The organism is Pseudomonas sp. Larv2_ips, from assembly GCF_963879675.1.
GTDB lineage: Bacteria > Pseudomonadota > Gammaproteobacteria > Pseudomonadales > Pseudomonadaceae > Aquipseudomonas.
Window position 1 is genome coordinate 28,635 of record NZ_CAWOAW010000027.1, and the last position, 16,732, is coordinate 45,366.

General features: G+C 61.5%; 16 protein-coding genes. 9 read left to right on the forward strand and 7 right to left on the reverse strand.

The genetic code is table 11. The features are described from left to right. Positions 1 to 16 precede the first annotated feature (16 nt). The 7 genes from mltB to AACV02_RS17130 all read left to right on the forward strand — a co-directional run bounded on the left by mltB (position 17) and on the right by AACV02_RS17130 (position 6,493). On the forward strand, positions 17 to 1,027 hold the full coding sequence (gene mltB, locus AACV02_RS17100; RefSeq protein ID WP_119740891.1) for a lytic murein transglycosylase B: 1,011 nt from the start codon (positions 17 to 19) through the stop codon (positions 1,025 to 1,027). After that, positions 1,027 to 2,037, forward strand: a complete 1,011-nt coding sequence (locus tag AACV02_RS17105; protein WP_119740893.1) for a septal ring lytic transglycosylase RlpA family protein — start codon at positions 1,027 to 1,029, stop codon at positions 2,035 to 2,037. Before mltB ends, AACV02_RS17105 begins: the two co-directional genes overlap by 1 nt. A gap of 178 nt (positions 2,038 to 2,215) precedes the next feature. Further along, positions 2,216 to 3,373 carry a D-alanyl-D-alanine carboxypeptidase family protein gene (locus AACV02_RS17110; protein ID WP_106579372.1) on the forward strand — a complete coding sequence of 386 codons (1,158 nt, stop codon included), beginning with the start codon at positions 2,216 to 2,218 and terminating at the stop codon, positions 3,371 to 3,373. Positions 3,374 to 3,458: 85 nt separating this feature from the next. Beyond that, positions 3,459 to 3,740 (forward strand): DUF493 domain-containing protein, encoded by a 282-nt coding sequence (locus AACV02_RS17115; protein ID WP_017136054.1) that lies wholly within the window; start codon positions 3,459 to 3,461, stop codon positions 3,738 to 3,740. Next, positions 3,740 to 4,387, forward strand: coding sequence for a lipoyl(octanoyl) transferase LipB (gene lipB, locus AACV02_RS17120; protein WP_106579371.1), 648 nt, complete (start codon positions 3,740 to 3,742; stop codon positions 4,385 to 4,387). The genes AACV02_RS17115 and lipB overlap by 1 nt, the downstream gene beginning before the upstream one ends. A gap of 2 nt (positions 4,388 to 4,389) precedes the next feature. Further along, positions 4,390 to 5,409 (forward strand): lipoyl synthase, encoded by a 1,020-nt coding sequence (gene lipA / locus AACV02_RS17125; protein ID WP_090401916.1) that lies wholly within the window; start codon positions 4,390 to 4,392, stop codon positions 5,407 to 5,409. A gap of 166 nt (positions 5,410 to 5,575) precedes the next feature. Beyond that, complete coding sequence (locus AACV02_RS17130; protein WP_119742766.1) at positions 5,576 to 6,493, forward strand: S66 peptidase family protein; 918 nt, start codon at positions 5,576 to 5,578, stop codon at positions 6,491 to 6,493. 125 nt (positions 6,494 to 6,618) lie between these two features. Here the strand turns inward: AACV02_RS17130 and AACV02_RS17135 are convergent, their stop codons facing one another. The 5 genes from AACV02_RS17135 to leuS all read right to left on the reverse strand — a co-directional run bounded on the left by AACV02_RS17135 (position 6,619) and on the right by leuS (position 12,766). Beyond that, positions 6,619 to 7,944 carry a lytic murein transglycosylase gene (locus tag AACV02_RS17135; RefSeq protein WP_119740895.1) on the reverse strand — a complete coding sequence of 442 codons (1,326 nt, stop codon included), beginning with the start codon at positions 7,942 to 7,944 and terminating at the stop codon, positions 6,619 to 6,621. Positions 7,945 to 8,005: 61 nt separating this feature from the next. Continuing rightward, positions 8,006 to 8,170: an alternative ribosome rescue factor ArfA gene (gene arfA / locus AACV02_RS17140; RefSeq protein WP_003176285.1), complete on the reverse strand. Its 165-nt coding sequence runs from the start codon at positions 8,168 to 8,170 to the stop codon at positions 8,006 to 8,008. A 218-nt stretch (positions 8,171 to 8,388) separates the two neighbouring features. Next, positions 8,389 to 9,426, reverse strand: a complete 1,038-nt coding sequence (gene holA, locus AACV02_RS17145; protein ID WP_106579369.1) for a DNA polymerase III subunit delta — start codon at positions 9,424 to 9,426, stop codon at positions 8,389 to 8,391. Between the two features lie 39 nt (positions 9,427 to 9,465). Continuing rightward, positions 9,466 to 10,071 (reverse strand): LPS-assembly lipoprotein LptE, encoded by a 606-nt coding sequence (locus AACV02_RS17150; protein ID WP_119740897.1) that lies wholly within the window; start codon positions 10,069 to 10,071, stop codon positions 9,466 to 9,468. A gap of 88 nt (positions 10,072 to 10,159) precedes the next feature. Beyond that, the gene (gene leuS / locus AACV02_RS17155; protein WP_119740900.1) at positions 10,160 to 12,766 is read right to left on the reverse strand and encodes a leucine--tRNA ligase; all 2,607 of its coding nucleotides are present in this window, start codon (positions 12,764 to 12,766) and stop codon (positions 10,160 to 10,162) included. 262 nt (positions 12,767 to 13,028) lie between these two features. Between leuS and AACV02_RS17160 the strand changes: the two genes are divergently transcribed. Continuing rightward, a complete protein-coding gene (locus AACV02_RS17160) occupies positions 13,029 to 13,340 on the forward strand; it encodes a hypothetical protein (RefSeq protein WP_119740902.1) in 312 nt (103 codons plus the stop codon). Positions 13,341 to 13,437: 97 nt separating this feature from the next. Next, the gene (locus AACV02_RS17165) at positions 13,438 to 14,199 is read left to right on the forward strand and encodes a YdcF family protein (RefSeq protein WP_106579365.1); all 762 of its coding nucleotides are present in this window, start codon (positions 13,438 to 13,440) and stop codon (positions 14,197 to 14,199) included. A 153-nt stretch (positions 14,200 to 14,352) separates the two neighbouring features. Here the strand turns inward: AACV02_RS17165 and lnt are convergent, their stop codons facing one another. Together lnt and AACV02_RS17175 are read right to left on the reverse strand one after the other, a co-directional pair. Beyond that, entirely contained in the window at positions 14,353 to 15,876 is a 1,524-nt protein-coding gene (gene lnt / locus AACV02_RS17170; RefSeq protein ID WP_106579364.1) for an apolipoprotein N-acyltransferase, read from the reverse strand. An 8-nt stretch (positions 15,877 to 15,884) separates the two neighbouring features. Next, a complete protein-coding gene (locus AACV02_RS17175; protein ID WP_015373027.1) occupies positions 15,885 to 16,724 on the reverse strand; it encodes an HlyC/CorC family transporter in 840 nt (279 codons plus the stop codon). Positions 16,725 to 16,732: the final 8 nt, after the last annotated feature.

Sequence of the window (16,732 nt, forward strand, 5' to 3'; positions counted from 1 at the left end):
TAAGGTGAAGATGTCAATGCAAGTAATGCGCGGCTGGGCGACTCGGCATGCGTCCTGGATGAGCCTGATTGGGCTGCTGGGCGCGACGCAAGAGGCGCAGGCCGGTGACTACGATGGCTCACCCCAGGTCGCCGAATTTGTCGGTGAAATGACCCGCGACTACGGTTTCGCCGGTGAACAGCTGATGGGCGTGTTCCGCGAAGTCCAGCGCAAGCAGGCGATCCTCGATGCGATCTCGCGTCCCGCCGAGCGCGTGAAACAGTGGAAAGAATACCGCCCGATGTTCCTCACCGACGCCCGCGTGGCGCGGGGTGTGGACTTCTGGCGCCAGCACGAAGCCGCGCTGGCCCGCGCCGAGCAGGAGTACGGCGTGCCGGCCCAGGTCATCGTCGCGATCATCGGCATTGAAACCTTTTACGGGCGCAATACCGGCAGTTACCGGGTGATCGACGCCTTGTCGACCCTGGGCTTCGATTACCCGCCGCGCGCCGAGTTCTTCCGCAAGGAGCTGCGCGAATTCCTGCTGCTGGCCCGCGAAGAGCAGGTCGACCCGCTGACCCTCAAGGGCTCCTATGCCGGTGCGATGGGCTTGCCGCAGTTCATGCCGAGCAGCTTTCGTGCATACGCCGTGGATTTCGACGGCGACGGCCACATCAATATCTGGAGCAATCCGGATGACGCCATTGGCAGCGTGGCCAGCTACTTCAAGCGCCATGGCTGGGTGTCCGGCGAGCCGGTGGTGATCCGTGCCGATGTCACCGGCGAGCGCGCCGACGAAGGTTTGACCCAGGGAATCGAACCGGTCAAGACCGTCGGGGAGTTGCGAGCCCTGGGCTGGTCGAGTCAGAATGCGCCACGCGATGATATGCCGGTGACGGCGTTCCGCCTGGAAGGCGAAAACGGCCCGGAATACTGGATGGGCCTGAAGAATTTTTACGCAATCACGCGTTATAACCGCAGTGTGATGTACGCCATGGCCGTGCATCAGCTGTCAGACATGCTGGTCCAAGCACGGGGCAACAAGTAATGCGGGCATCGCCGTTCAATAAACCGCTCAAGCTGGTGGCGTTTGCCGCGTTGTCCTTGCTGGTTGTCAGTTGTTCTTCTACCACCACCACAAGCCGCGCGCCGGCGCAGAAGGGCGGTGGCGGTATCGTTCGCGCCCAGCCGGGCCTGGACATCAACCGCGCGCACAAAGACGGCGCGCCGTGGTGGGATGTCGACGTATCGAAAATCCCGGATGCCACGCCGACCCTGCACACCGGGCCTTACAAGGCCAACCCGTATACCGTGTTGGGCAAGAATTACTTCCCGCTGCAGGATTCCAAGACCTACGTCCAATCGGGCACGGCGTCCTGGTACGGCACCAAGTTCCATGGCCAGAACACCGCCAACGGCGAAGTGTATGACCTGTACGGCATGAGCGCGGCCCACAAGACCCTGCCGCTGCCCAGCTACGTACGCGTGACCAACCTGGACAACAACCGCACGGTGATCCTGCGGGTCAACGACCGTGGGCCGTTCTATTCGGACCGGATCATCGACTTGTCCTACGCCGCCGCGAAGAAACTCGGTTATGCCGAAATCGGCACCGCGCGCGTGAAAGTCGAAGGCATCGACCCGGCGCAGTACTGGGCCCAGCGTGGTAAACCGGCACCGTTGATGCTCAATGAGCCACAAACGCCGCAGCCGCAAGTGACCGCGTCAACCGGCAAGATCGAACAGTGGACACCGCCACCGGCGCAGCACGCGCCGGACACGGTGGTCGTGCCGCACGCAGCACCGGGCGCTTCCACGGTGGGCGGTCAGTACCTGCAGGTCGGCGCTTTCGCCAACCCGGATGCGGCAGAACTGTTAAGGTCCAAGCTCAGCAGCATGGTCAATGCGCCGGTTTTCATCAGCTCCATCGTGCGTAACCAGCAGACTCTGCACCGTGTGCGCATGGGGCCAATTGGTTCGCCAAGTGAAGTGGCGCAAGTTCAAAACAGCGTGCGCCTGGCCAACCTGGGGCAACCCAGCGTGGTCACCGCCGAATAAGAAAGATTGATGGCTCAGACGCGTGCGCGGGTCTGGGCCCTGGTTGTTGGCTCGTTGAACAATAAAAACCCAGGGGCAAGGGGTGAGCGGGCAACCGAACACGTGACAGTCTGGCAGCGGGCTGTCTGAATAGTTTTGCCCGCGAGGGCAAGTTTCCATAAGCAATTTCGAGAGACGGATGAACATCACCACCTTAGCCAAACGCACGTGCCTGCTTCTTTCGCTGATCATCACCCCGGCCGCCTGGGCGGTTGAAATGGTGCCGGCTTCCCCGCAACTGGCCGCCAAGGCCTGGGTCCTCATGGATGCCGCCAGCGGCAACGTGCTGGTCGAGAACAACGGTGACCAGCGCCTGCCACCGGCGAGCCTGACCAAGCTGATGACGGCGTACATCGCGACCCTGGAAATCCGTCGCGGCCAGATCGGCGAAAACGACCCGGTCACCGTCAGCGAAAACGCCTGGCGTACCGGCGGTTCGCGGATGTTCATCAAGGTCGGTTCGCAGGTGACTGTCAGCGACCTGCTGCACGGCATCATCATCCAGTCCGGTAACGACGCCAGCGTGGCCCTGTCCGAGCACATCGCCGGCAGCGAAGACGCATTTGCCGACATGATGAACAAGACGGCCGGCGACCTGGGCATGACCAACAGCCACTTCATGAACCCGACCGGTCTGCCGAACCCGGAGCACTACTCGTCGGCTCACGACATGGCGCTGCTGGCCCGCGCGATCATCCGCGTCGACCCGGTGCACTACGCGATCTACTCCCAGAAGGAATTCTTCTGGAACAACATCAAGCAGCCTAACCGCAACCTGCTGCTGTGGCGCGACAAGACTGTCGATGGCCTGAAAACCGGCCACACCGACGAAGCCGGCTACTGCATGGTGTCGTCCGCTGTACGTGACGGCCAGCGCCTGATCGCCGTGGTCTTCGGCACTAACAGCGAGCAGGCCCGTGCGGCCGAGACGCAAAAGCTGCTGACCTACGGTTTCCGCTTCTTCGAAACCCAGACCTTCTACCAGAAGGGTGCTGAGCTGGCTCAAGCCCCGGTATGGAAAGGCGCTACCCACCAAGTCAAAGCCGGCCTGGCTGACGACCTGACGTTGACCATGCCTAAAGGCCAGCTGAAAAAGCTCGCTGCCAGCATGACCATGAACCCGCAATTGGTTGCGCCAATCGCCAAGGGTGACGTTATCGGTAAAGTCGAAGTGAAGCTGGACGACAAGGTGGTGCACAGCGCCGACCTGATCGCGCTGGACGCCGTCGACGAAGGTGGTATCTTCCGCCGCGTGTGGGATAGCATCCGTCTATTCTTCTACAGCTTGTTCAACTGATAAGTGTGCACCTGCAAAGCCCCGCGTCGACCTGACGTGGGGCTTTGCCCGTCGCCACGGCTTACGCTTACGAGGCCGTTACGCCATGACCGATAAAGAAGTAGAAGTAAAGGCGCCAAAGATCGAATTCCCTAACGTGGACTATCCCGTCAAGGTGATCAGCGATACAGGTGTGGGCAACAAAGACAAGATTCTGGAGATCGTGCGTAAACACGCGACGATCAACGACAACCGTGTGGACGAGCGATTGAGCTCCAACGGTAAGTACACCACGATCCAGTTGCACATCGTTGCGACCGGTCAAGACCAGCTCTACGACATCAACAGCGAACTGCGGGCCACCGGCTTCGTGCACATGGTGCTGTGATGTCTCAGGTCCTGGGCTTTCGCGAGCTCGGCCAGATGGCCTACGAGCCGGTCTGGCATGCCATGCAGCGCTTCACCAACGAGCGCGGCAGCTCGGCCCCGGATGAAATCTGGCTGGTGGAACACCCGCCGGTATTCACCCAGGGCCAGGCTGGCAAGGCCGAGCATCTGCTGCTGCCGGGGGATATTCCGGTGGTGCAGGTCGACCGAGGTGGTCAAGTGACTTACCATGGGCCGGGTCAGCTTGTTGCTTATCTCTTGCTGGACGTGCGCAAGCTGGGTTTTGGCGTACGTGACCTGGTGAGCCGCATGGAAGCTTGCCTGATCGAGCTGTTGGCCAGTTACGGCGTGAGCGCCGCGGCCAAGCCCGATGCACCCGGTGTGTATGTGGACGGCGCGAAAATCGCCTCCCTCGGTTTACGGATTCGCCACGGTTGTTCCTTTCATGGCCTGGCCCTGAACGTGGACATGGACCTGGCGCCGTTCGGGCGCATCAACCCGTGCGGTTACGCAGGGTTGGCGATGACCCAACTGAGCGACCACGCCACACCGATTAAATTTGCCGAGGTAAGTGCCCGGCTGCGTGCGCAGCTCGTCAAACACCTCGACTATGCTGAGCAGACGACCCTTACGGGCGGAATCGACTGATTATGACTACTGATGCAGTGCAAACCATGATCCCGACGCTGGACATCACCGAGCGTCCGGCCCCGCGTGCCAAGGTGGAAGCCGGCGTCAAGCTGCGCGGCGCCGAGAAGGTTGCACGCATCCCGGTCAAGATCATCCCGACCACCGAACTGCCGAAAAAACCTGACTGGATCCGCGTGCGCATCCCGGTTTCGCCGGAAGTCGACCGTATCAAGGCCCTGCTGCGCAAACACAAGCTGCACAGCGTGTGCGAAGAGGCGTCCTGCCCGAACCTGGGCGAATGCTTCTCCGGCGGCACCGCCACCTTCATGATCATGGGTGACATCTGCACCCGTCGTTGCCCGTTCTGCGACGTTGGCCACGGCCGGCCGAAGCCTCTGGACGTCAACGAGCCGGAAAGCCTGGCCATCGCCATCGCCGACCTCAAACTCAAATACGTGGTCATCACCTCGGTAGACCGCGATGACCTGCGTGACGGCGGTGCCCAGCACTTTGCCGACTGCATTCGCGAGATCCGCAAGTTGTCGCCGAACGTGATGCTCGAAACCCTGGTGCCGGACTACCGTGGCCGTATGGACGTCGCGCTGGAAATCACCGCGGCCGAGCCACCGGATGTGTTCAACCACAACCTGGAAACCGTGCCACGCCTGTACAAGGCTGCGCGTCCAGGCTCGGACTACCAGTGGTCGCTGACCCTGCTGCAGAAGTTCAAGCAGATGATGCCGCACATCCCGACCAAATCCGGCCTGATGCTGGGCTTGGGCGAGACCGACGAAGAAGTGATCGAAGTCATGAAGCGCATGCGCGAACACGACATCGACATGTTGACCCTCGGCCAGTACCTGCAGCCGTCGCGCAGCCACTTGCCGGTGCAGCGTTTTGTGCACCCGGACACCTTCGCCTGGTTCGCCGAGGAAGGTTACAAAATGGGCTTCAAGAACGTGGCGTCCGGCCCGCTGGTGCGTTCCTCGTACCACGCTGACGAGCAGGCCAAGCTGGTCAAGGCTAGCCTGGTTTCCTGAGCCTAACCTGGAGTAATTTGGGCGTGGCTTGTGTGGGAGCGGGCTTGCTTGCGAAGGCGGTGTTTCAGTCACCTGATGTGTTGACTGACACCCCACCTTCGCGAGCAAGCCCGCTCCCACATTTCGTTCTGCGTCATAGATGGGAGACTTATGGATGAGCACTGAACTGGCAGCCGCCGTACCTGCACTTCGCCCCGAAGGCATCATCGGCCTGATCGCCCCCGCCGGCCCTGCTGCCCTCGACGTTGAAAAAGCCGGGCAATGGATGCGGGCCCGTGGCCATGAGCTGCGGATTTTCCCTGGTGTATACGAACGCGACGGTTACCTCGCAGGCAGCGATGACGTGCGCCTGCGTGACCTTCACGCTGCCTTCGCCGACCCCGAAATCGATGCCATCTTCTGCCTGCGCGGCGGCTACGGTACGCCACGCTTGCTGGATCGCCTGGATTACGACCTGCTGCGCGCCAACCCCAAGCCGTTCGTGGGTTACAGCGACATCACCGCGTTGCACCTGGCGATCAGCCGCTACGCCGGCTTCGTGACTTTTCACGGGCCAATGCTCAATGCCGATTTGCTGGGCGACAAACAACAGCCCACGGAGTCATCGCTGTTCAGCATGCTGCGCGGCCAGCTTGGCGCCGGCAGTGTCGTGGCGCACCCGGTGGCCTACCCATTGACCACCCTTGAGCCCGGTATTGCCTGTGGACGCTTGCTGGGCGGCAACCTGTCGATGATCGCCGCAGTCATGGGCACGGCCTATGAGATTGATGCCGAGGGCATCATTTTGCTGATCGAAGACGTCAACGAGCCGATCTACCGTATCGACCGCCTGCTGACTCACCTGCGCCTGGCCGGCAAGCTGGAACAAATTGCCGGTGTGCTGGTGGGCGACGTGGCGGGTGTGGATAAAGCAGCGCTGGAGCGACTGCTGAAGCAGACCTTCGCACCGTTGTGCATTCCGGTGTTGTCCGGCTGGCGCAGTGGGCACTGCGATCCGAATCTGACGCTGCCGATGGGCGCGTTGGTGCGGCTGGATGCGGGGGGGCAGCGGCTGGTGTTGGAGCAGGATGTAGTTTTGAAATAATTGTCGCCTGTGATGCCGTCTTCGCAAGCAAGCCCGCTCCCACATTCAACGACATTCCAAGCTTGGAACTCGGTCAAATGTGGGAGCGGGCTTGCTCGCGAAGGCAATAGTCGCCATACGCCGACCTACTGGCCCTGCAACGACTCCAGCAGTTTCACCGTCGGATACCCGTCCGCCGGCCAACCCAGCGACTGCTGCGCCGCGCGGATCGCCTTGCGCGTGTTGGCGCCGATGATGCCGTCTGCATTGCCCGCGTCATACCCTTTGGCGCTCAGCACTGTCTGCAAATCGATGCGCTGGGAGCGGCTCAGTGGCAGCTCATCTTTGGGCCAATCGCCACGAATCACCCCACCGCCACCAAACCGTTCCGACAGCAGGCCAACCGCCAGCGCGTAGGACGACGAGTTGTTGTACTTGAGGATCGCGCGGAAGTTGTCCAGCACCAGGAAAGCGGGGCCACGGTAGCCTGCCGGCAGCAACAAAGCGGCGGACAGTTGGTCGACGTTGGGCGGCATGCTCGCGCCAGGTGGCAGCTGGATACCGAGTTTCAGCCACTCGGCGACGGTCTTGCGCACGCCGCCGTCTGCCAGGGCGTAATCAAAGTTGGCCGGCAGCTGTTGCACCTCAAAGCCCCACGGCTGGCCTTTTTGCCAGCCAGAGCTTTGCAGGTAGTGCGCCGTGGAGGCGAGGGCGTCGGCCGGGCTGTTCCAGATGTCACGGCGACCGTCACCGTCGAAGTCGACGGCGTGGGTGTTATAGGTAGTCGGGATAAATTGCGTCTGGCCCATCGCGCCGGCCCAGGAGCCTTTCATCTGGTCGGCCTGGATGTCGCCATGCTGGATGATCTGCAGCGCCGCCAGCAGTTGCGCCTGGGCGAACGCCGGGCGACGGCCTTCGTAGGCCAGGGTTGCCAGGGAACGGATCACCGAATTATTGCCCTGGAACTGGCCAAAATTGCTTTCCATGCCCCACACCGAAACCAGCGCCTGGCGGTCGACGCCATAGCGTTGTTCGATGCTTTGCAGGATGTCGGCGTACTTGATCAGCAAGGCTTGGCCATTGCGTACGCGCACCGGCGAGAGGGCGCCGTCGAGGTATTCCCAAACCGGGCGGGAAAATTCCGGTTGGCTGCGGTCAGCGCGAATCACCGCCATGTCGGGGGTGACGCCGGCAAAGGCGTTGTCGAACACCGCGGGCGTGATCCCGGCTTTCAGGGCGTCCACGCGAAAGGCCGCTTGCCATTCGGAGAAGGTCTGGGTCGGTTGGATATCGAGGTTGTCCACGGCCAACGGCGCAACGACGGCGGGCGCGACGGCCGGCACAGTCTGCAGTTTTGGCAGGGGTTGCGCGTCTGCGGCGGTGGGTTTTTCCGCGCAGGCGACAAGCAGAATGAGGCTGGAGGCAGCGATCAATTGGCGAAGGTGCCAACGACGGGAAAGACTAGAGGGCATGCACAGGTCCAGGGATTACAAATCAGGTACAGACCTTATCATGCCGGAGGGGCGCTTGCCTTCAGGCAGCCAGAAAGTAAGAAGCCTCCCAGCTATTAGACTGGAAGGCTTCGCGGCGGTAGCTGCCTTTGCCCTTGCCGGCGCGTTCCTGACGGCTGCGGAACAGTGGCTGGGCGATGATGGATTTGGCCTTGTTGGGGCCATGCTTGGATGGCTTTTTGCTCATGTCGATACTCTCTGTCGGTGGGATGAAGCGGTGCAAATCATCTGCCGAAGTGACGCCGCTGTAAAGCCCGGCGCGGTGTAGGAAGTATGCACGATCAAAATTCGGGAGCGGGCTTGCTCGCGAAGGCGGTGGGCCAGTCGCCCGATCTATAAACTGATACACCGTGTTCGCGAGCAAGCCCGCTCCCACATTCGGATTGTGGAGTTTTTTTCGGGGTGTTATTCAGCCGGTAACGACAGGCGCTGACCAGACATCAAAAGTGACAAACGGCTCAGGCTCATCCACGGCGAACCCGCCGCCTGACCCTTGATTTGCGCATCGATGCGCTGCGCTTCAAGTAGCAGCTGTGCCCAGCGTTGCGCCGAGTGCCGTTGCAGGGCTTTGCTCATCAGGGGTTTGCGTTTGTCCCAGACCGGTGGCCGCGCCTGGCTGAAGCATTTGTCCAGCGGAGTGCCCTGGCTGTATTGCAGCGAAATATTGGCCAGCACCCGCAACTCACGGGCCAGGGCCCATAGAATCACCGGGGGTTCCACGCCTTCGCCGCGCAGCCCTTCGAGCATGCGCAAGGCGTGGGCAGGTTCACCATTAAGAATCGCGTCCACCAGCCCGAACACGTCAAAGCGAGCACTGTCGGCCACTGCGCCTTGCACGGTTTCGACGGTGATCTGACCGTCTTCGGCCATCAACTTGAGCTTTTCGATCTCCTGGGCGGCGGCAAGCAAGTTGCCTTCGACCCGGGCGGCGATCAGTTCAACAGCGTCTTGCGTCGCTGACAGCCCCGACTGGGACAGGCGCTGACGAATCCACTGCGGCAACTGGTTGCTGTCCACTGGCCAGATCTGGATGAACTGGGTCTGTGGTCCCTCTACCAGCGCCTTGCCCCATTTGGTTTTCTGCGCACTGCCGTCGAGCTTGGGCAAGCTGATCAGCAGCACTGTGTCTTCAGCGGGACGCGAGCAGTATTCCATCAAGGCCGCCGCGCCCTTGTCGCCGGGTTTGCCCGAGGGCAAACGCAATTCCAACAGGCGTTTTTCGGCGAACAGCGACATGCTCGCACCGGCTTGCAGCAGCGTGCCCCAGTCGAAACTGGCGTCGGCGCTGAAAACCTGGCGTTCGTCGAAACCCTGCTGCCGCGCGGCGCTGCGAATAGCGTCTGCCGCTTCCTGGCACAACAGCGGGTCATCACCGCTGACGATGTAGACAGGTGCGAGGCCACCTTGCAGGTGTTTGGCGAGTTGGGCGGGGGCGAGCTTCATAGGCGGGGCAAACGGGGCGCCAGGGGCGCCCCGTCTGGCTTACTCGACAGGGACTTCAACAGGCGATTGTTTCGGCGTGTTGTCTTCGTATTCTTTTGCGGCTTTCAGGGCGTCGGCGTCAGCCTTGGCCTTGTTGTCGGCGGTTTGCTGCAGAGCGGCCAGTTTTTCCGGCGTCAGCTGTTGCAGGCGTACCATCAGGCGCTGGATCAGCTCACGACGCATTTCCTTGCGAACCTGAATGATCTCCGAGTCCGAACCCACCAGGTTGTTGCCGTCGTGGCTCACCACTTTCTGGACTTCGAGCTTGTCAGCCATCAATGGCAGGTGGTCACGGCCTTGTACTTCGTAGTTGACGGCCGTATTGAGCTCAACGTCCGACGCGCGGCCGGCGCTGGCGTAGCTCAGGCTACGCTGGGATTCCTGCTCGTCCACCAGGACCAGTTTGTAGGTTGCACCGGTGTAGAGGCGCACACCGCTGTTTTCCAGGGTCTGGCGCAGCTGAACCACGGTGTCGCCATAGGCGTTGCGGGCGCTGACGTCCAGTTCCTTGATGCTCAGTTCATTGGTGCCGGTACCGCGCAGCTGGAAGCCGCAAGCGCTCAGCAGCACAGCGAGGCCCATCACCAGCAAATTGCGTTTGATCATTTTGTTGCTCCCCTTGAAACCATGTGGGCCTTATCGAGGCCTTAAAGGTTTGGTTCGGCGCAGGGCCCAAGCCCTGCGCCCGATCCGATTAGCTGGCGACGATGTTGACCAGTTTGCCAGGCACTACGATCACTTTGCGGATCGTCAGGCCTTCGGTAAAGCGCAGCACGTTCTCGTTGACCCGTGCAGCCGCCTCGACGTCTTCACGGCTGGCGCTGGCTGGCATATCGATCTGGCCGCGCAGTTTGCCGTTGACCTGGATTACCAGCTGCAGCGTGTCCTGTACCAGCGCGCTGTCATCCTGTACCGGCCAACCGGCGTCGATCACCGCGCCACTGTGGCCCAAGCGGCTCCACAGATCATGGCTGATGTGCGGCGTGATCGGAGCCAGCAACAGGACGACCGCTTCCAGGCCTTCCTGTACCAGCGCGCGGTCCTGTTCGGTCGCCTGTGGTGCTTTTTCCAGCACGTTCATCAGCGTCATCACCTGAGCGATGGCGGTGTTGAATTTGTGGTTCTGGCCCACGTCTTGGCTGGCCTGGCGGATGGCCAGGTGAGTGCTGCGGCGAATGGCTTTCTGTTCATCGCTCAAGGACGCCACGTCCAGCTTGCCCGGCAGGCCCTGGCTGACATGGGTGTGCGCCAGGCGCCAGACGCGCTTGAGGAAACGGTGCGAGCCTTCGACGCCGGAGTCGGACCATTCGGCGCTCATGTCGGGCGGCGAGGCGAACATCATGAACAGGCGGCAGGTGTCGGCGCCGAACTGATCGATCATCGACTGTGGGTCGACGCCGTTGTTCTTGGACTTGGCCATCTTCTCGGTGCCGCCGATTTCCACCGGCAGGCCGTCGGACTTCAGCTTGGCGCTGATCACCTTGGCCTTGCTGTCACGCTCAAGCTCTACGTCCGCCGGATTGAACCAGGTGTAGGCGCCATTGGCTTCGCGGCGATAGTAAGTGTCGGCGATCACCATGCCTTGGGTCAGCAGGTTCTTGAACGGCTCGTCGGAGCTGACCAGGCCTTCGTCGCGCATCAGCTTGTGGAAGAAACGCGCGTACAGCAGGTGAAGAATTGCGTGTTCGATGCCGCCGATGTACTGATCCACCGGCAACCAGTGGTCGGCCGCGGATTTTTCCACCAGACCGCCTTCATAGTGCGGCGAGGCGTAGCGAGCGTAGTACCACGAGGACTCGACGAAGGTGTCCATGGTGTCGGTTTCACGCTTGGCCGGTGCACCGCATTTCGGGCAGGCGCACTCGTAGAATTCGGGCATGCGCGCCAATGGCGAACCGGCGCCATCGGGTACCACGTCTTCGGGCAGTACCACCGGTAACTGGTCTTCCGGCACCGGCACGTCACCGCATGTTTGGCAGTGGATGATGGGAATCGGGCAGCCCCAGTAGCGCTGGCGGCTGATGCCCCAGTCGCGCAGGCGGAACTGGGTGCGCGAGGCACCGAGGTTTTTCTTGATCAGTGCCACTTCAATGGCGTCGAAGGCACCCTGGAAATCCAGGCCGTCGAACTCGCCGGAGTTGATCAGTTCGCCGTGCTCACCGTAAGCGTCTTGCCACGGGGCCGGGTTGGTATCGCCCGAGCTGGTACGCACGACCGATTTGATCGGCAGGCCGTACTTGGTGGCAAATTCGAAATCGCGCTCGTCGTGAGCCGGCACGGCCATTACTGCGCCATCGCCGTAGTGCATCAGCACGTAGTTGGCGACCCACACCGGCAGTTTTTCACCGGTCAGCGGGTGCTCGACGAACAGGCCGGTTGGCAGGCCTTTTTTCTCCTGGGTGGCGACGTCGGCTTCGGCCACGCTACCGCCTTTGCATTCGGTGATGAAGGCCGAAAGCTCTGGGTTGTTCTGCGCGGCCTGGGTGGCCAGCGGGTGTTCTGCGGCCACGGCGACGTAGGTCGCGCCCATCAGGGTGTCCGGGCGGGTGGTGAAGACTTTCAGTGCGCCGGTAACGCCAATGGAATCGACGTTGTACGGGAACTGCACTTCCATGCCCTTGGATTTGCCGATCCAGTTGCGCTGCATGGTCTTGACCTGTTCGGGCCAGCCCGGCAGGTCGTCGAGGCTCGACAAGAGTTCATCTGCATAGGCGGTGATCTTGAAGTAGTACATCGGGATTTCGCGCTTTTCGATCAGCGCGCCGGAGCGCCAGCCGCGACCGTCGATGACCTGTTCGTTGGCCAGAACGGTCTGGTCGATCGGGTCCCAGTTCACGGTGCCGCTTTTCTTGTAGATCACACCTTTTTCGAACAGGCGGGTGAACAGCCATTGTTCCCAGCGGTAGTAATCGGGCTTGCAGGTGGTGACCTCGCGCGACCAGTCCACCGCCAGGCCCAGGCTGCGCAGCTGGGTCTTCATGTAGGCGATGTTTTCGTAGGTCCACTTGGCGGGCGCCACGTTGTTTTTCATCGCGGCGTTTTCCGCCGGCATGCCGAAGGCGTCCCAACCCATGGGTTGCAGGACGTTCTTGCCGAGCATGCGCTGGTAGCGCGAAATCACGTCGCCGATGGTGTAGTTACGCACGTGCCCCATGTGTAGCTTGCCGCTGGGGTAAGGGAACATCGATAGGCAGTAGTAAGTCTCCTTGCCTGGCTGTTCACTGACTTCAAAGGACTTTTGCTCGTCCCAGAAGGTTTGGGCGGCATTTTCTATTTCACGGGGCTGATATTGTTCGTGCATGGCTACTTTTGAACTGAATAGGGGTGGCCTAATCCTCTTCGGTGCAACGTTCAGGTTGATCGACACCAAAAAGCGGCGCGTCCGTGCCCAAACCCTGCGGGAAGTGGAGTTACAGGAAGCGCCGTAGCATACATGACCCCACTCTATCGAGGGAAACCCTGATTGCGCAGGCAGGGCCGTCTGTCGCGGCGCCGGGCAGGCGCAGCCATGGGGACTACGCTGTTTATTGGGGAGTGAGTCTTATCTTCAATGAGGTGAGGGGATGGTTGAATCGCAGCGAACTTTAACGAAACCGCAGTTGTACCAAGGACTGATCGACCGTTTGGGTCGGGCATTGGATGCCGCCAGAACCGCAGGCCGATTGCGTGATGAACGGCCTCTGGAATTGGAGTTGCGAGGCTTGAGCCAGGCTGAGCTTGAATTGATCAAGGTTTACCTGGAATTGAATCACCACCGTGCCTCTCAAGGGCAGGCTTCCCCGCCAGCCCAGGCGCCATCACGTTCGGCCAAGGTGGTCTGGCTGAAGGATGTGGCGGCCGGTCGCGGCCCCGAAAAGCTTCGGGCCGTTCGGTGAAACATCGCGTTATCCAGTGACCTTCTCGAAATGTGTTGGTAAAGATTGTCGCTAAATCCCGTTGCATCTAGGCTTCGGGCATCTTTGGAGATGCCCGATGCCTTTTCGTTATTTCATTAAACAATTGCTCTTGCCGCCCGGCATTTTTTTGCTGTTGCTGGTGTTTGCCTGGTGGTTTCGTAAAAGCCGCCCGCGCCTGGCCGGGTTTTGCTTTGTAGTGGGGTTGGGCGGGATGTGGCTGATCAGCCTGCCGGTGATGGTGCAATGGGGCGCGCATGCGCTGGAAACCGAGCCACCATTGGCGCGTGACGCGTGGGCAACATTGGCGCAGCGCGCCGATGCCATTGTGGTGCTGGGCTCTGGGCGCGAACGCGGTGATCCGGCCTGGGGCAGTGATCAGCCCACCGGCATCGGTCTTGAGCGCCAGCGGTATGCCGCGCGACTGGCCAAGGCCTCCGGGTTGCCGGTATTGACCAGCGGCGGCTTGCACTACGGCACGCCGCCCAGTGAGGCGCAGTTGATGGCCGTGTCGATGCAGGATGACTTCGGCGTGACGGTGCGCTGGAAGGAAGAACGCAGCCGCACCACCTGGGAAAACGCGCAGATGAGCGCCGAGATACTGCTGCCCCAAGGCATCAAGCGCGTGGTGGTGGTGACCCAGGCCTGGCACATGCCGCGCGCGGTGTGGAGTTTTGAGAAGGCCGGCTTCACCGTGGTGCCGGGGCCGGTGGGTTTCTTGGGCGTGGACAATGCCCGGCCACTCGGCGGCTGGATGCCCGAGTTTGTATCGGTGTGGCGCAGCGGGCAGTTGATCAATGAGGCGGTGGGGCAGGTGGGGTATCGGGTGTTTTATCGATAACACCGAGAATCAACGGTGCGGTGGGCTTATGTGGGAGCGGGCTTGCTCGCGAAGCGGTGCGTCAGTCAGCCTGTTCGTTAGCTGATGCACCCTGTTCGCGAGCAAGCCCGCTCCCGCACAAGCCCGCTCCCACATTGATTTTGGGTTTGTCTGTCAGACCGTCTTGGACATCCGGCCCGCCAGCAACGCCCAGCCAAACAGCCCCAGGCAGACGATGATCAACGGCCATGAGCGCCATTGCAGGTACGGCGTGAGGTTATGCATCGGCACCACTTCGCCGTACAGGATCCCGCGCTCGAACTGCGGGATCTGCGCGGTGATCTGCCCGAACGGGTTGATCAGGCCGGTGACGCCGTTGTTGGTCGCCCGAATCATCCAGCGGCCAGCCTCCAATGCGCGCATCTGCGCCATTTGCAGGTGTTGCAGCGGGCCGATGGAGCGGCCAAACCAGGTGTCATTACTGATGGTCAGCAACAGGTCGCTCTGGGCCGACAGGCCGGCGGCAAATTCCGGGTACACCACTTCATAGCAAATGAAGGGCGCAATCTGATAACCCTTGGCCTGCAGCATCGCCTGGTCAGCCGGGCCGCGCGCAAAGTCCGACATCGGCAGGTCGAAGAACGCAATCAGCCCGCGCAGCATGTCTTGCAGCGGCACGTATTCACCAAACGGCACCAGCTTCTGCTTAAGGTAGGTGCCTTCGCCTTCACCGACCACGGTGATGCCATTGAAGAAACGCTTCTGGTGGTGCACTTCCTGGCGGATCGGCACGCCGGTGATCAGCGCCGTGTGCCGGTCTGCAGCAAACTTGCCCATCATGCCCAGATAGCCTTCGACGGAATCCTTGAGCACCGGCACGGCGGTTTCCGGCCACACCAACAGGTCGACGCGCTTGGAGCTGAAGCTCATGTCGCGGTACAGCGCCAACTGCGCATTGAGCTGCTCCGGGTCCCACTTCATGCTTTGTTCGACGTTGCCCTGGATCGCTGCCACCGTCAGGGGCGCGCCCGAGGGCGCGGTCCAGGCGTGGTGCTTGAGCGCCAGGCCTATGGCCCAGGGGGCAACCAGCAGAATCAGGCCTGCGCCGATGAACCCGTTGCGCTTGCTCGCCAGCAGGCGTGGCAGGTTGCACAGCACCGCAGCGGTCAGTGCCAGCGCGAAGGAAATCAGCCACATCCCGCCCAGCGGCGCGAGGCCGGTAAGTGGGCCGTCGAGTTGACTGTAGCCAGAGTAGAGCCAGGGGAAACCGGTGAGGAACCAGCCGCGAAACGCCTCCTGGCCGACCCACAACGCAGCAAACGTCAGCGCGTCGGCCAACGGCGCTTCATTACGGCGCAGCCAGCGCGCCCACAGCCAGGCGGGCAGGGCGAAAAACCAGGCGATGGCGGCGGTAAACAGCAGCATCAAAAAGCCAGCCAGCAGCACCGAAGCGCCGCCGAAATGGTGAATGCTGTAGTAGATCCAGCTGGTGCCGGCGCCAAACAGGCCGAAGCCGAAGCACCAGCCACGGCCCAAGGCCTGACGTGGCGTCAGCTCGCGCAGGCCGATATAGAACAACCCGATCGCCAGCAGTGCAAACGGCCACAGATCGAACGGCGCCAGCGCCAGGGTGGTGATGGCGCCGGCCACCACGGCCAGCAAGTTACCGGGCCAGCCGGGGCGGGTCAGACGGCGCATATCAATCCTTAGCGGGCAATAGGTGTCAGGCGAATCAGATGGATGCGGCGGCTGTCGGCATTCAGGATGCGGAAGCGATAGGCGCCGATCTCGGTGGTCTCGTTACGTTTGGGCAGATGCCCGAACGCGCTCATTACCAGGCCGCCGACGGTGTCGAACTCGTCGTCGGAGAATTCGCTGTCGAAGAACTCGTTGAAGTTCTCGATCGGCGTGAGCGCCTTGACCAAGAAATCACCGCTGGGCAGCGGCTTGATGTAGCTGTCTTCTTCGACGTCGTGCTCGTCTTCGATGTCGCCGACGATCTGTTCCAGCACGTCTTCGATGGTCACCAGACCAGCCACGCCACCGTATTCGTCGATCACGATGGCCATGTGATTGTGGTTGGCGCGAAATTCACGCAACAGCACATTCAGGCGCTTGGATTCAGGCACGAAGGTGGCCGGACGCAGCAGGTCCTTGATGTTGAAGTTGTCGCCGTTCTCCTTGAGGATCAACGGCAGCAGGTCCTTGGCCAGCAGGACACCCATGACGTCGTCATGGCTTTCACCGATCACCGGGTAGCGCGAGTGCGCCGAGTCGATCACGGCCGGGAGGAATTCCCGAGGGGTCTGGGTCGCCTTGATGCTGATCATCTGCGAACGCGGGACCATGATGTCCCGGACTTGCAGGTCAGCCACCTGGATGGCGCCTTCGACGATGGCCAGCGCTTCGCTGTCCAGCAACTTGTTCTGATGGGCCTCGCGCAGCAGCTCAAGCAGCTCCTGGCGGTTTTTCGGCTCGTGGGCAAAAGCCTGGGTCAATTTACCCAGCCATGACTTCTGCCCGTTGCTCGATCGGTCTTCGCTCATAGCGATTA

What these genes read in the sequence shown, in the direction of transcription:
- mltB (WP_119740891.1), top strand. Translation starts at nt 17, where the DNA reads ATGCAAGTAATGCGCGGCTGGGCGACTCGGCATGCGTCCTGGATGAGC.
- AACV02_RS17105 (WP_119740893.1), top strand. Translation starts at nt 1,027, where the DNA reads ATGCGGGCATCGCCGTTCAATAAACCGCTCAAGCTGGTGGCGTTTGCC.
- AACV02_RS17110 (WP_106579372.1), top strand. Translation starts at nt 2,216, where the DNA reads ATGAACATCACCACCTTAGCCAAACGCACGTGCCTGCTTCTTTCGCTG.
- AACV02_RS17115 (WP_017136054.1), top strand. Translation starts at nt 3,459, where the DNA reads ATGACCGATAAAGAAGTAGAAGTAAAGGCGCCAAAGATCGAATTCCCT.
- lipB (WP_106579371.1), top strand. Translation starts at nt 3,740, where the DNA reads ATGTCTCAGGTCCTGGGCTTTCGCGAGCTCGGCCAGATGGCCTACGAG.
- lipA (WP_090401916.1), top strand. Translation starts at nt 4,390, where the DNA reads ATGACTACTGATGCAGTGCAAACCATGATCCCGACGCTGGACATCACC.
- AACV02_RS17135 (WP_119740895.1), bottom strand. Translation starts at nt 7,944, where the DNA reads ATGCCCTCTAGTCTTTCCCGTCGTTGGCACCTTCGCCAATTGATCGCT.
- arfA (WP_003176285.1), bottom strand. Translation starts at nt 8,170, where the DNA reads ATGAGCAAAAAGCCATCCAAGCATGGCCCCAACAAGGCCAAATCCATC.
- holA (WP_106579369.1), bottom strand. Translation starts at nt 9,426, where the DNA reads ATGAAGCTCGCCCCCGCCCAACTCGCCAAACACCTGCAAGGTGGCCTC.
- AACV02_RS17150 (WP_119740897.1), bottom strand. Translation starts at nt 10,071, where the DNA reads ATGATCAAACGCAATTTGCTGGTGATGGGCCTCGCTGTGCTGCTGAGC.
- leuS (WP_119740900.1), bottom strand. Translation starts at nt 12,766, where the DNA reads ATGCACGAACAATATCAGCCCCGTGAAATAGAAAATGCCGCCCAAACC.
- AACV02_RS17160 (WP_119740902.1), top strand. Translation starts at nt 13,029, where the DNA reads ATGGTTGAATCGCAGCGAACTTTAACGAAACCGCAGTTGTACCAAGGA.
- AACV02_RS17165 (WP_106579365.1), top strand. Translation starts at nt 13,438, where the DNA reads ATGCCTTTTCGTTATTTCATTAAACAATTGCTCTTGCCGCCCGGCATT.
- lnt (WP_106579364.1), bottom strand. Translation starts at nt 15,876, where the DNA reads ATGCGCCGTCTGACCCGCCCCGGCTGGCCCGGTAACTTGCTGGCCGTG.
- AACV02_RS17175 (WP_015373027.1), bottom strand. Translation starts at nt 16,724, where the DNA reads ATGAGCGAAGACCGATCGAGCAACGGGCAGAAGTCATGGCTGGGTAAA.